The organism is Arthrobacter sp. Soil_C_60 (assembly GCF_057656375.1).
Map to the genome: position 1 here is coordinate 237,404 of NZ_JBDGKM010000002.1, position 12,768 is coordinate 250,171.

The following is a 12,768-nucleotide window of genomic DNA, read 5'->3' on the forward strand; positions in this document are numbered from 1 at the left end:
TGTCATCTACCGCCGTCTCCGCTGTTTCCTGCGGCATCGTCTTTCGACGGCCGGTAGCCGGCGACAGCGGCGCGGATATCGCCCTCTTCGTGCCCGCCCTTCTTCTTGCCGAACGGCAGCAGCTTCACCAGCGGGTGCACGATGGCCATTACCACGAGGCCCCAGACAAGCCCGAGCACAGCTGAGCACAGGGTGTTCACAAGCCAGGCTAGGAAGCCGCCAACCACCGGGATCCCGGCGAACGGGTGCTCGAGGACGTGGACCAGGTCATACGGGGCGTGCCAGCCGAGGTCGTACGCACCCTGGAGCATGATGTGCCCGCCGACCCAAAGCATGGCGATCGTGCCGATGAAGGTGATCGCGGCCAGCACCGTAGGCATGCCCTTTACGAGCAGGCTGCCAAAGCGTTTCGAGCTCGCGGAGTCCTTGGTGGTCAGGTGCAGGCCGATGTCGTCCATCTTGACGATGAGCCCGACGGCGCCGTACACGATTACCGTGATCGCGATCGCCACGAAGACCAGGATGAACGCCCTGACCCACAGGGACTCGTCGGCCACCTCGTTCATCGAGATGACCATGATCTCGCAGGACAGGATGAAGTCGGTGGTGATCGCGCCCTTGGTGACCTTGGCTTCCGCCTCCGGGCCCTGTTCGACCGCCGGCGCATGCTCGGCCTCGTGGTGGCCGCGGACCTTGTGCCAGACCTTCTCGGCACCCTCGTAGCAGAGGTAGGTGCCGCCCAGCATAAGGATGAACGGGATGATCACCGGGATGAAGGCGCTGATGAGCAGCAGTGCCGGCAGGATGATCAGCAGCTTGTTCCGGAGCGAGCCCCAGAAAATCCGTTTGATCATCGGCAGTTCACGGGACGGGTCTGCGCCGGACACGTACTGCGGAGTGACCGCCGCGTCGTCAATCACCACGCCAGCGGCCTTGGTCCCGGCCCTGGCGGCACCGGCAGCGACATCGTCCACCGAGGCGGCCGCTATGCGGGCCAGGGCTGCGACGTCGTCCAGCAGGGCGACGAGACCGCCGCTCACAGCTCGCCCCCGCACTGCACGACGGCGGACTGCTGGGCGAGGGGGATACGGTTGAGACACCTGATCAGCATGCTTTGAGTATATGACGACGGCGAAGCCCGCTGACCGGATCCTCCGTATTCCTGCCGTTCGAGAGCCAAGCTACGTTCGTGCTCGTAGCTAGCGGACAGTGATACAGGCGAGGCGGTCTCCGGCCTCGCCTGCTTCACCTTCCTGCATGCCGGTGTGCGTTGCGTGGATAACCACAGACCGGCCTTCGCCCTCGCGGAACTGCCAGCCAACGGTGCTTTCAACTTCGGCGTTACCTTCGGCATCGGTGATGAAGTCCAGCCATACTTCGTTCTTTGGGTTGGCGTAGACCGGATCCGTCGAAGCTACGACGTCCTCCTGACCCTGTGTCGCAGGATCCTGCTGATCCTGGTAGTGCAGGCCGGCATCATCCGGATCGGAACCGCATGCCGCGACGTGGACATGCGAGCCGTACTCCGATTCGGGTTCGAGCCCCTTCACCGACAGGGTCACGGTCGTTTTGGCACCGTCCTCGTTGACCGTAACATCGGCGGAACTGCCGTCGGGTACACGCTCGTCATAAGTCACGGCGGTGGCACCCTCGGCATACGGTGCAAATTCTCCGGAACCTAGCTCGCCCGTAGGTTCTGGTACTTGGCTTTCGGTGGCTGGCGTTGGGTTCCCCGTCTCCTCTTCCGTCGGTCCGGGTGCCGGTTCATCCCCGGCGCCTTCCGGAGCGCCGGCGCACGCGGTCAGGCTAAGAACCAGGGCGGCGAGGGTTGTCGGAACGATAGTGTGTAAGGGTTTCACGATGCAATCCTCCGTGCCGTGGAGTGGACTGATGTAGCTTGGATGAGCTCAAGCGAAGGTTCGTTTTTTCAGGGTGGCACGGCCTGTACCGAAGTACCAGAGAGAACTGCGTTTTGGCACCCTCCAATAATGGATTCGAGCTGCCCGGTGTCGCCGCGCTTCATTCGCGTTGAGGACGCGTCCCTCGAATGGTGGACACAACTTGTACACGGTGCCAATATGTATGCACGCTTCAGCCGGCTCATGTGAATTCGGATTGAAGCCGGAAGCTGGAGGAGAAATGACTGGATCTGCTTTCGAAGCAGCTGTGGAGCAGTACCACCAAGCTGTGAATGCAATCGTCCAGGGAGATGCGTCCCCTCAGAAGCAAGTGTGGTCAAGACAGAGCGACGTCACGCTGGCGAACCCCTTCGGCCCGCCCATTCGCGGTTGGATCGAAGTCGAAAAGGTGATCAGTCGCGCAGCTTCCCACCTCAGGGGCGGTGAACCCAACCGCTTCGAGCGGATCTCCGGGCATCTCGGGACGGACATGGCCTACATCGTCGAAATCGAACGGACCCGGGTGAAGGTAGGCCAGTCGGATGAGCTGTCGCCCGTCTCGCTCCGAGTCACAACGATATTCCGGCTCGAGCAAGGACAGTGGAAGGTCGTGCATCGGCACGCGGATCCAATAACTTCCCCGCAGCCCGTCGAGTCCATCATCGAAAAGTAGCGACTGGATTACCAAGCCACGGTCGTATTCTCAACGACCTCGACGATTCTGGTCTCCGCCGTTCCCACCAGCGCCGGGGCTGCCGGGCCTGACTTCCAGACCTCTTCCTCAAGCCTGGCCAGAAACATGACGGCCCCTTCCTGAGTCTCGAAATCCAGTTCAATCATGACGTAGTCGTCGCCCACCGGCCGGTAAATCCTAAAGGCACGAACGCCGGACCCGGCCCGGTCGAGCGGGTCACTATCGAAAGCCTGCCGCCACATCGAAAAGTCCCGCACTTGATGCTCTATCTGCAAGGTGTACATAGGAGCATTCCCTCCTCAGTGGTGGCAGACCCACTGCGATAAAGAGTCAGTGTCGTGATCCCCATTGTCCGCCGTCGTGCCAGTTCATACCAGAGATCGCGGGCTCCCTACTCGTTGTAACTCTGACTGTGAACGGCGTGATCAGTGCGTTCTCCAAGTCCGTTACCCAGAAGTTCCACCGCTACGGGCCGAAAGCACCGCGGCTCACCTCGGCGCTGATGACTGACACGGCGTACTTGCCGAAAAATTGAGCAATTCTTGAGCCTTATGATCCACAAACAGGTGAAAGATGTGCAACGATTCACCTAGGCATTTGCAGTGGGGGCAAAGCAGGCCGTTCCCCAAGCTATCCATATTCGGATCCGCCTAGGCAGAATCTTGCCGGACTGCCGGCACATTAGTTGGGGGACTAAAAATGAATAAACGTCACGATCAGACGAATCGGAAAAAAGCCGTAGCGCTCTCCGCAGCAGGCCTTGTACTGGTAGCAGGAGCTACCGTCACCTCGCTCGCTGCCTGGACGGACACCGAATGGATCTTCGGTGGCGCAGGCGGAACACCTGGAGTCGGCACCAGCAGCTTCAATGTGCAGCAGAACGTCACCGCCGACACCACTTCCTGGACTGATAAGGAAACCCGGCCGGGTGGTCAAATCGAGTTCAGCACTGAAGCGTCATCCTTGGTACCAGGCGATACCGTGCACGCGTTCGTTCGCCTCCGTACCGCGGCGGGCTCGGATGGAGGTGATTTGACCCTGAACGCTGAGTTGCCGTTCAAGGACTCTTCCCAGTTGCTCTATAACGCGCTCACGTATCAGGCAGGTCAGGTCGCCGGCCCCGAAGCTTGTAACGCTGCTGGTCTGGCGGCGAGTCTAGCTACAGACAATCAACTTGTACCCGCGGATTCTCCATTGACTACCGATGCAACACGCACATTTAGTTTGGCTGCTAACAGCGGCGACGAAGCAACAATCTGTTTCGCCCTGACTCTGCCGGACAACGAAGCAAACGCTGCCAATAAAAAGTTGCAGGGCCAGACTGCCACCCCAGTCTGGAACTTCAAGGCCATCTCCAAGTAAACCGTGGCCGCCCACAGCGCCACCACGACGCGACGCAGGCACCGCGGCAACAAACGCATTGGCTGGTCCGGCGTCCTTTACGCCGTGTCCATGGCAGCTATAGCCCTGGTCATTGCAGTAGCCGTCGTCGGCCCGGCCCTGGGTTTGCACACCGTGCGCCTGGCGACAGGTTCCATGTCGCCGGGCCTGCCCGCCGGTTCCCTGCTCATGGTCCGCGATACACCGGCCGCCCAAGTGCAGCCCGGCGATGTGGTCATGGTCCAGCGCCCTGACCACCGCCCCGTGACGCACCGCGTGGTCGCCCTCGAGCCGCCCACGGCAGAGACAGGCGGCAGGGTGGCGCTGACCCTGCGCGGTGATGCCAACGCCACGGAGGACCCCCAACCGTATTTGGTGGACCGCGTCGGCCGAATGGTCGTCGGCATCCCGTGGGGCGGGCAACTGGTCGAGTTCGTCCGGTCCCCGGTCGGCATGGGCGTGCTGACCGTGCTCTTCAGTTCGTTGGTGCTGTGGGTGCTCTGGCCAACCGGCAAGAACACCGAAGCCAGACCGATCGAAAGTTAGCTCAAATGTTGGCGAAGGCTCGACTGGCTGCGGGAGTGCTGCTGCTCCCCTGCCTGATGGTGCCGGCCCCTGGCTGGGCAGCTGCTGCAGCCTCTGACGAGCGCCCGCAGACCGTCGTCAACACCACTCACGGCCCGCTGAGTCTGGAGGTCTCGCCGTATCCGCTCAAGTTCGAAGATCTTACGCCGGGAGATTCAGTAACCTGGACCATCACGCCGAAGCTGAACGATGGTCTGTCCGGGCCTCTCAGCTTGCAGATCCGCTCGGATGGTCCCTTGGCAAACAACGACGCCGGTGCCCGGCTTACGCTGCAACAGTGCAGTGAGCCGTGGGTAGAGAAACATTGCGCTTCGGGCGGGACCGTCATCGTGGACGCGCCGCTCAGCAGGATCGACCCGGGGACGGTGCATGGCCTCGGTTTCCTGTCGCCGGAGCAGGGCGCGTACTTCCACGCCACGTTCACTATGCCGGCGGACCTGCCCGACCAACTGCAGGACAGCAGCGCCACGTTCGGGCTGGGCTTTGCCGCGCTGGGTGATGAAGAAAACGTCGCCACTCCACCGTCAACCTGGGATGTTCCGCGGGGGCCGCTGCCCTACACCGGTGCCGATGGTCTCCTGGGCGTCTTCGGTCTCGGCCTGCTGTTGGCCGTCACCGGGATCGCCATGCGTTTTCGCAAGCCGAAAGGGGCGGGCTCATGAGGCGGCGGCTGCGCGGCCTCGTTGCCGCTGCGGCCGGAAGCGCCCTCATCGGCACGCTGATAATTCCCGCCTCTGCGGCAAGCTGGACGGACCGGGAATGGAACCACTCCACGGTCGGCACGCTGGACTGCGCAACCATGGACAGCGCGGAGACCCGCGGGGCGGGCAAAGTTCTGGGCGGCAACCTGCTCGGCACGGATCTGGACCCACTCGCGGAAGTGGAGGACGTCGTCGTTGTTAATGACGGGACGGCGTCGAGCGTCAATCCTCAGAACGCAACAGTCCTGGGCAATGATGCCTACGCTAACCCGCTGAACGTCGAGGCGCTCCAGTCCGTCAACGTCGGGCTCACCGGCCTGCTGGTCCTTCCGCTGGGCGCCGAAGCCGGTATGGTCAACCAGTTCGGACAGGCGAACGATACCGGTTACTCAGCGGGGGCAGCCGGCGCTGTCAGCAACTCGGGCGGCATTGACCTACACCCCGAAACCGACCCGGAGCTCCCGCGCTTCGCCACACTGGAACTCGGCACGGTACTGGACCAGGTTCTCGGCGAAGGAACCGGCGCCGGTATCACCAACCTGGCCGATGTCCGCCTTGGCATCGGCGCCGTCGCCAGCAGGGCCACCCTGGATGCTTGCGCCGGCGACTGGCACGGCAATATCTATTCCGCCCTCGAGCGGCGATATGCAATCGCCGGACTGGATGCCGAACTGGACACTCCCCTCTCCGGAGACCTCGTGTCCACAGTGGACAGCACGCTCAGCAGTCTCGAATCAACTGTGGAGACGCTGGCCGGTCCCAACGGAGCGGTCAATGAGATTTCCGACGTCCTCCTCGGCCCAAAGGGACTCGGACCGGTCCTCGGCACCCTGTTACTGGACAGGAAGAACACAGTCGCGGACCTCGGCCTCACCATAGATCTTTCCGCTGTCCGCACGCTCCTGACCGAGCCCATCAGCGACGCGCAGGGAACTGTCGTCATCGATCCGCAGCGCGGCACTGTCAGCGTGGATCTGGCCGCGCTACTTGGCCCCGAGTACCAGGATTCCGTCGGCCTCAACGGTCTGGCCCCCAATACCCAACTGCTGATCAACAACGCCGCACTGAACGCGCTAACCGGAGCGTTGACATCAGCGTTGGACGATTGGACTGCCCGGATCACGACGGCGGTCAACCAGGCCTTGGACGCCGTCGAAGTCCAACTCAGCATCACGCTCCCGGTCAAGCTGATGGGCGGGCTCCTTCCCGTTGAAGTAGGCACACTCAGCATCACTGTTGGAGACGCGGCCACCGGGACGGGAGTCAGCCTCGCAGCGCTGAGGGCCGGACAAGCGGATGTAAAAGTCGCCTTGAAGCCCTCCGGCGTCTGTTCGGGCATCCTTGTCGGATCCCTCTGCAGCGTGGTCAACGGGGTTATCGATGGCTTGGCAGGATTCGCCTCGAACCAAATTCTTGGTCCGCTCATTGCCGAAGTCCTAGACCGCAGCCTTCAGCCCTTGGTCACCGGCCTCGGAACGAACCTGCAGACGCAGGTCAGCCCGCTGGTGTCCTTGATTTCGACGACGCTGCGGGGACTCTTCGGCCCCGACAGCGCCCTGTCGCTCACCGCCAATGCCCAGAACCAGCCGGACCCGGCAGAACTGGCCGGCCTGGATCCAGCCCGGACAGAACCGGACCCGTGGCAGGAGCTCGAAGGCACAGGGCATTACGACGTCGCGGCCCTGCGGATCGATGTCCTCGGCCCGCTCAAGCTAGCCACGCTCGAACTCGCACGCTCCTCGGTAGGCCCCAACATGGTGAGGTGACGGCCTGCATACTGCCGTCGCATTCAAGAACGCGGAACGTCAGCGGTTGATCCGGTGGAGCATTCGGAGTGCTTGACGGGCGGTAGGCCTCTCTGCTGGCCGCAGGTCCGTCATGGCTCGCAGCAGTACTGTCCATCGGCGGCCGAGGGTGTACGGCATGCGGGGTTTGTTGAGTGCGCGGGCGACCATCGTCTCCATGGGAGTTCCCGGGAAGGGTTTTACTCCTGTGAGGCACTCGAGCGCGACCAGACCCAAAGCATATATATCGCTTGCTTCGGTAGCTTGAGCGCCGTGGACCTCTTCAGGACTCATGTAGTGGGCGGTGCCGGAGAGGGAAGCCAACGGTGCATGCCGCCGGCTGGTGGCGATGCCGAAGTCGGTGAGCTTGGCAACGGCGCCGTTGCGCTCGTTCCCGAGCGATGGGATGAGGATGTTTGCCGGTTTGATGTCGTTGTGGACAATGCCCTTGCGGTGAACATACGAAAGTGCGTGCAGAATGGCAGCCATCCACGCCGCTGTCACAGCAGGATCTGAGGGACCCTCTTGCAGCACGTGCCGAAGGTTCCGGCCCTCCACGTACTCCATAACCATGAATGCCGGTCCGGTGGTTCCGGCAGCCGCAGGCATTCGGCCGTAGTCGGTCATGGGCACGATGGCCCAGTGGTTCAGCCGCCGGTGGATAGTGACTTCCCGATGGAACCGCTCGCCCGAGTGCACGGCGTCGGTTCGGAAAATCTTGACGGCCACGGTGCGTCCCGTGTGCGTGTCCAGGGCCTTGCGGACCGCGGCTTCAGAGCCATAGCCCAAGAGCGGTCCCAACCGGTAGCGCCGACCGGCTAGATAGGAGTCTTCCCACGCCGGCCCATCGGCTGTCGGCTTGAGCGCCTCCTCAGGGTCGGCCGTGATGACCGGCGGGGTCACTTCAGCACATCTTCAAGCTCGGATTCCGTCATGTCGGCCGCCAGGCACAGCGCGGAGCTAGCCGCTCCCGCGGCGGCAGCGTTCCGGATCGCTTCAACGAGCTTCAACTGCGCCGCATCGAGTTCCCACTGCAAGCTTTCCTGCCTGGCTGCGGCCAGCCGAACCATGCCCAGTGCATCAGCCGCTCGGCTCGAGCTCGGCGCACCACAATGCACAGGGGGCGAGGGCACAGCCGCCACGTCGCTCATCCAAGGAAACGTGTCGACTCGCTGCAAAGAAAACGCGCCGTCCGGTAGGGCGCTTTTCCATCCGGTTGCGTCGGGGGCATCAACCACTTGCGTCACAGCGAACTCCTCAGACTACTGATAATTCGGATAAAAAGTATCTCGTCTGACTAGTTATATGACGGTTTAGCGGTTAAGTCCACACAGCGCTCAATCCTGGTTGGCGGGATCGATGGCGTCCACCGTGCCGCGCATACGCTGCAGGAAGTCTGCAACGGTCTTGGAGTCTTCCGGCGAAAGTGATGAGGCGATCTCCGCCATCCGGCGGTGCGTGAGGTCCATCAACCCCCGCACTTCCTTGCTCGAACCCGGCGCCGGTCGCAGCAGCAACGCCCTTCGGTCCGAGGGATGCGGCTCTCGGCTGACGTGCCCGCTCTTGACGAGCCGATCAATTAGCGCAGTCATGGACGCAGAAGTAACGCCGAGTTTTTGCCCCAGTTCCTTCGGTCCGATCGGCCTGTTCGCCGCATCGGCTTCGATCACGTACCGCAGGGCAAGCAGGTCTGTTTCCCCCAAATTCATGGACCCGCGCATGCGGCGCCTCATCGCGACTTCAGACGCCCCATAATCGCTCAAGGCATTCAACAGGCCCGAACCCGCCGGCCGCTGCTCCACTTCGTCTGCTTTTCCCAGGCCGTCTTGGGCCGCTTCGTCTTGCATAAAGCTGATCCTTCGATGGACATATATCTTGCTTGTCTAGCTATCGAATATAGCGTCGCAGCAAAGGCATGTCCACGTCCGACACCAGCTGCCATGCCTGGTGTCGCCACGCCTAACAAGATCACCTCCTAGCGGATCTGCTCCCCGCTGACGGCATCAATGAGCACTTCCGTGAGTGTGCCGCCCTCGGACCGGATTTCCACTTCCCACACCGGCTTGTCGTTCTCGTCCTCCAGCGAAGCTTCCTCGAGGTCGCCTACGGCGGCTTGTTGCGCGGTCTCGATCGCCTCGGTTAGAGAAACCGTCGCCGAATCGAGAGCGAGCCGGTCTTCCTCGTCGGCGGGTCCCTTGTCCCGTTGATCCAGCACTTCGCTGCCGTCCGCCAGCACCAGCACCTCATGCTCGGTGCCACCGCTGATGAGCTCGACTTCCCAACCCTGCCGATCGTCGCTGTAGTCAACGTCCACCGCGGCGCTGCCCGGCACGGCCGTTACCGCGGTTTCGACGGCGGCACGGCCGTTGGCATCTCCGGTTGGCGGAGTGCCGGTCGCTCCCCCGGCTCCGGGACTCGTCTGCCCGGGAGACGCACTTACCGCGCCCGGGGAAGTAGCCATTTGCCCAGGGACCGGACTGGTCGTCTCCGGAGCCACCTGGGTTTGTGTACCCTCGCCCGTTGTGGCCGGCCCATCTTCCGCGCCGTCACACCCTGTCACGACCAGAAGGACACCAGCAGCAACCGACAACATAGGAAGCAGTCGTATCTTTTTCATGCCTTCATTCTCCGACGGACCACTGCCATCGTCGAGAGGCCATCCACTCCGCCGCTGCCCCAACGGGCTCTTGAAAACAGGTACGACGGCGTCACGTCCGTTCCGCTCTTGCCTCACCTATCGCGGAAACGGCCTCCGGAAACACCGGAGGCCCGGAGTAATGAATGAGGCGAGTAACGAACTGAGCGAAATTAGTTGCGGAAGTCGAGCTGCTCCGTGTAGCCGTAAGGAACGGAATCGCTGATCGCCACGGTAAACCGCCCGGGTTCGTGGCGGGTGACGAGGATGCCCCCGTTCCGGCAGCGCCTAGCCAGCCCCGTCATTTCCTCGACGGCGGCATTGAGCCTCTCGTCCATGGCGGCCCGGCTCTCAACCCGCACCTCGATGGTGGCCTCACATGGCGTTGTCATCGGACTGCCAGCTCGGGCTCGCCGGACAGCGGCCAGGCGGTATAACCTTCTGCCTTTTCAAAAAGTGTCCGCAGCTGGGCTCCGTGGCTTTCCAGCCAAAGGGCGTCTGCTCCGCGGGTCACTGCGCCGACATGGCCGGTGCGGATGCTTCGCCCGTCCTTCTTGATCTCGACTTCAAGACCGGTCAACTCGTTCCAGTCTCCATACAAAACGCTGCTCACGGTGATGCCCCTTCCTGCTGACATTTGCCGCCCTGTTCCGCCGCGACGGTGGGGACAAAAACGACCCGCCCCTCCCAGGGCCAACACCGAACACTACTCGCCGGTCACGTGTTCCGATATGTCCGGTGGAACGGAACCAGCGACAGGTCCTTGTTCACCTGCCCAGCCGCAAGCAGCCTCCGCAGACGAACGCGCCCGGTGTCATTGTCAGAAGTCGTCTGCACGGAATGTCAGAACCCGTCTGCACAACTGAGGTCCGGCCTGATCGAGGAGGTCCGGATACCCGGAGGACTGTCCCGAGCCATGTTCTACAGGCGGTCGCGGGCACTCACGACCTGACCGCGTTACGACCTCTGTTAAAGCTCCCCCAATGGGCGCAGACGGCGGAGGCAGAAAAAATGCTGCTTCCGGCCATTGACCTCGTGAGTCACGTGCCGTGTGCGGCGCGAACGGCTCTGCGATCATAAGACTGTGGCGAAAAAGTTGACGGTGCGCAGGATCATGCCGCTCGCGACCTTGTTCGTCGTCGTCGGGCTCCTGGTTGGCATGCCGTGGTTCTTCCAACGCTCGCTCATCTATTTTCCCGACCGCGGCCAGCCACGCCCGGCCGCCGAGCTGTTGCCCGGAGCCCAGGAAGTCACGCTCACGACGAGGGACGACCTCAAGCTCGGTGCCTGGTACTTGCCAGCCGCAGACGGCTGCCGCGCGACCGTGCTCGTCGCACCGGGCAACGGCGGCAACCGGGCTTATCGGGCAGGGCTGGGACGAGCGATCAGCGAGCTCGGCTTCGGCGTGCTGCTCTTCGACTATCGCGGTTATGCGGCGAATCCCGGGTACCCGTCCGAGGACGGTCTCGCGCGCGATGTCCGCGCCGCTCGCGAGTTCCTGACAGGTGCGGCAGGAGTACCGGCAGGCTCGCTCGTCTATTTCGGGGAAAGCCTCGGCGCCGGGGTGGTCACGGAGCTCGCCACCGAGCATCCTCCAGCCGCGATGGTGCTGCGCTCACCTTTTACCTCGCTCGCCGACGTCGGCCGGGCAGCCTACGGCGTGCCGGTGGGCTGGATGCTTCGCGATCACTACCCGGTACGCGAGAACGTAGTGCGGGTGGACATCCCGACCGCCGTGGTCTACGGGAGCGGGGACACCATCGTGCCCGCACAGCAGAGCCGGGACGTGGCTCAGGCGGCCCGGGACGCCGGAAACTACGTCATCGAGGTGGAGGTAGCGGCGGCGGACCACAACGATGCAGCGCTGGCGATGGGTCCCCAACTCATCGGTGCCCTCGTCGACGTGGCTGGCCGCGGCGGGGCGACCGGGTGCCCGTGACGGCTCAGGACGCCGAGTACACGCGCGTTTCGGCCGCTCACCACACGCTTCACGTCAATGGCCAGGTGGAAGTCCCCTGCTGAAGGCGTCCAGTACTTTGTCCTGATTGAGACCGTCTTTCGGCCCGGCGGGCGCGCCTGTCGCTAGAGGGCGTGCATCAGCGACCGCCGGGATCGCAAGCATGCCAGCGAGAATGAACGCGCCAGTGACCTTCAAGAACGATTTCTTGCTCAAGAGGAGGACATGATCCGTCTCTCTGTTCATGGCGCGACATCTGCGGCCGCTAAAAGCGGCGGGGAACCTGCCTGAAAGAGCACCTGGACTTATGCGTTTATCCGAGAATACGTAGATCGGCAGTTGGAAAACCTTGGAAAGGCTCGGAACGCACCTCATGCGACGGTCACAATCCCCCGGCAACACTAATGACTGTGCCCGTCACGTAGCTCGCCTCGTCGGACAGCGCCCAGAGGACGGCGGCGGCAACCTCCTCCGGATTCCCAACCCGCCGCAGCGGCACCCGCGCCGCAACCCGGCCCGGCCGCTCCGGATCCCCGGCAGCGGCATGAATGAAGGTGTCCGTTGTCCCCGGTGAAATGGCGACTACCCGGATTCCCTGAGGGCCGAGCTCCTTACCCAATCCCTTGGTGAATGTTTCTACAGCAGCTTTCGAGGCCGCATAGGCCAGGTACTCACCGGGAGCACCTGTCGTAGCGGCAACGGATCCAAGATTGACGACGACGCCGGCCGCCCCTCGTTCCAGCCACCGCTGTACCGCGAAGCGGCTGTAGGACATCGTGCCGTGGACGTTGACGTCGAAGATGCGCCGCGCCGTTTCCTCGTCCGACTCGAGAAAGGCACCAAGCGGACCCGTGATGCCGGCGTTGTTCACCAGCAGGTCCACCGGCCCGAATTCCATCTCGGCCTGGTCAAAGAGGGACGGATTAGCCGTTCCCGCATCCGCTTTCAGCGCCTGGACACGATGCCCGCTCCCCCTTAGCTCCGAGGCAAGCGCGTCCGCATTTTCTGCATCCCGGCTGTAGCTAAAGGACACCGAGTAGCCACGGGAGACAGCACCCCTGACAACGGCTGCGCCAATTCCGCGGCTCCCGCCAGTGACCAGCAAATGTTTATCCATCAACAAGTCCTCTCCTC

General features: G+C 63.0%; 16 protein-coding genes. 6 read left to right on the plus strand and 10 right to left on the minus strand.

All coding sequences use genetic code 11. The features are described 5' to 3' along the window. Positions 1–2 precede the first annotated feature (2 nt). Positions 3–1,040 (minus strand): DUF808 domain-containing protein, encoded by a 1,038-nt coding sequence (locus tag AC3A4M_RS04815; protein ID WP_498734276.1) that lies wholly within the window; start codon positions 1,038–1,040, stop codon positions 3–5. A gap of 159 nt (positions 1,041–1,199) precedes the next feature. Beyond that, entirely contained in the window at positions 1,200–1,859 is a 660-nt protein-coding gene (locus AC3A4M_RS04820; protein WP_498734277.1) for a superoxide dismutase family protein, read from the minus strand. Positions 1,860–2,139: 280 nt separating this feature from the next. On the opposite strand from AC3A4M_RS04820, the gene AC3A4M_RS04825 reads away from it, so the two are divergent. Then, positions 2,140–2,571: a YybH family protein gene (locus AC3A4M_RS04825; protein ID WP_498734278.1), complete on the plus strand. Its 432-nt coding sequence runs from the start codon at positions 2,140–2,142 to the stop codon at positions 2,569–2,571. 8 nt (positions 2,572–2,579) lie between these two features. Here AC3A4M_RS04825 and AC3A4M_RS04830 read toward each other — a convergent pair whose 3' ends face one another. Beyond that, complete coding sequence (locus tag AC3A4M_RS04830) at positions 2,580–2,876, minus strand: hypothetical protein (RefSeq protein WP_498734279.1); 297 nt, start codon at positions 2,874–2,876, stop codon at positions 2,580–2,582. 415 nt (positions 2,877–3,291) lie between these two features. Here AC3A4M_RS04830 and AC3A4M_RS04835 point away from each other — a divergent pair, with 415 nt between their 5' ends. From AC3A4M_RS04835 to AC3A4M_RS04850, 4 genes are read left to right on the plus strand one after another with little or no spacing between them, the layout of a single operon-like run. Further along, positions 3,292–3,954: a SipW-dependent-type signal peptide-containing protein gene (locus tag AC3A4M_RS04835; RefSeq protein WP_498734280.1), complete on the plus strand. Its 663-nt coding sequence runs from the start codon at positions 3,292–3,294 to the stop codon at positions 3,952–3,954. 3 nt (positions 3,955–3,957) lie between these two features. Then, entirely contained in the window at positions 3,958–4,518 is a 561-nt protein-coding gene (locus AC3A4M_RS04840; protein WP_498734281.1) for a signal peptidase I, read from the plus strand. Positions 4,519–4,523: 5 nt separating this feature from the next. Next, positions 4,524–5,219, plus strand: coding sequence for a hypothetical protein (locus AC3A4M_RS04845; RefSeq protein ID WP_498734282.1), 696 nt, complete (start codon positions 4,524–4,526; stop codon positions 5,217–5,219). Beyond that, a complete protein-coding gene (locus AC3A4M_RS04850; RefSeq protein WP_498734283.1) occupies positions 5,216–7,024 on the plus strand; it encodes a choice-of-anchor G family protein in 1,809 nt (602 codons plus the stop codon). The genes AC3A4M_RS04845 and AC3A4M_RS04850 overlap by 4 nt, the downstream gene beginning before the upstream one ends. A gap of 39 nt (positions 7,025–7,063) precedes the next feature. Here AC3A4M_RS04850 and AC3A4M_RS04855 read toward each other — a convergent pair whose 3' ends face one another. The 6 genes from AC3A4M_RS04855 to AC3A4M_RS04880 all read right to left on the minus strand — a co-directional run bounded on the left by AC3A4M_RS04855 (position 7,064) and on the right by AC3A4M_RS04880 (position 10,290). Next, positions 7,064–7,945: a serine/threonine-protein kinase gene (locus AC3A4M_RS04855; protein ID WP_498734284.1), complete on the minus strand. Its 882-nt coding sequence runs from the start codon at positions 7,943–7,945 to the stop codon at positions 7,064–7,066. Continuing rightward, positions 7,942–8,289, minus strand: a complete 348-nt coding sequence (locus AC3A4M_RS04860) for a hypothetical protein (RefSeq protein WP_498734285.1) — start codon at positions 8,287–8,289, stop codon at positions 7,942–7,944. The genes AC3A4M_RS04855 and AC3A4M_RS04860 overlap by 4 nt, the downstream gene beginning before the upstream one ends. A gap of 90 nt (positions 8,290–8,379) precedes the next feature. Continuing rightward, a complete protein-coding gene (locus AC3A4M_RS04865) occupies positions 8,380–8,889 on the minus strand; it encodes a MarR family winged helix-turn-helix transcriptional regulator (RefSeq protein WP_498734286.1) in 510 nt (169 codons plus the stop codon). A gap of 128 nt (positions 8,890–9,017) precedes the next feature. Beyond that, entirely contained in the window at positions 9,018–9,503 is a 486-nt protein-coding gene (locus AC3A4M_RS04870) for a PepSY domain-containing protein (RefSeq protein ID WP_498734287.1), read from the minus strand. Positions 9,504–9,850: 347 nt separating this feature from the next. Next, the gene (locus AC3A4M_RS04875; protein WP_498728994.1) at positions 9,851–10,069 is read right to left on the minus strand and encodes a hypothetical protein; all 219 of its coding nucleotides are present in this window, start codon (positions 10,067–10,069) and stop codon (positions 9,851–9,853) included. After that, complete coding sequence (locus AC3A4M_RS04880; RefSeq protein WP_498728996.1) at positions 10,066–10,290, minus strand: hypothetical protein; 225 nt, start codon at positions 10,288–10,290, stop codon at positions 10,066–10,068. The genes AC3A4M_RS04875 and AC3A4M_RS04880 overlap by 4 nt, the downstream gene beginning before the upstream one ends. A gap of 471 nt (positions 10,291–10,761) precedes the next feature. Here AC3A4M_RS04880 and AC3A4M_RS04885 point away from each other — a divergent pair, with 471 nt between their 5' ends. Then, positions 10,762–11,616: an alpha/beta hydrolase gene (locus AC3A4M_RS04885; RefSeq protein ID WP_498734288.1), complete on the plus strand. Its 855-nt coding sequence runs from the start codon at positions 10,762–10,764 to the stop codon at positions 11,614–11,616. 400 nt (positions 11,617–12,016) lie between these two features. Here AC3A4M_RS04885 and AC3A4M_RS04890 read toward each other — a convergent pair whose 3' ends face one another. Beyond that, positions 12,017–12,751 (minus strand): SDR family NAD(P)-dependent oxidoreductase, encoded by a 735-nt coding sequence (locus tag AC3A4M_RS04890; protein ID WP_498734289.1) that lies wholly within the window; start codon positions 12,749–12,751, stop codon positions 12,017–12,019. Positions 12,752–12,768: the final 17 nt, after the last annotated feature.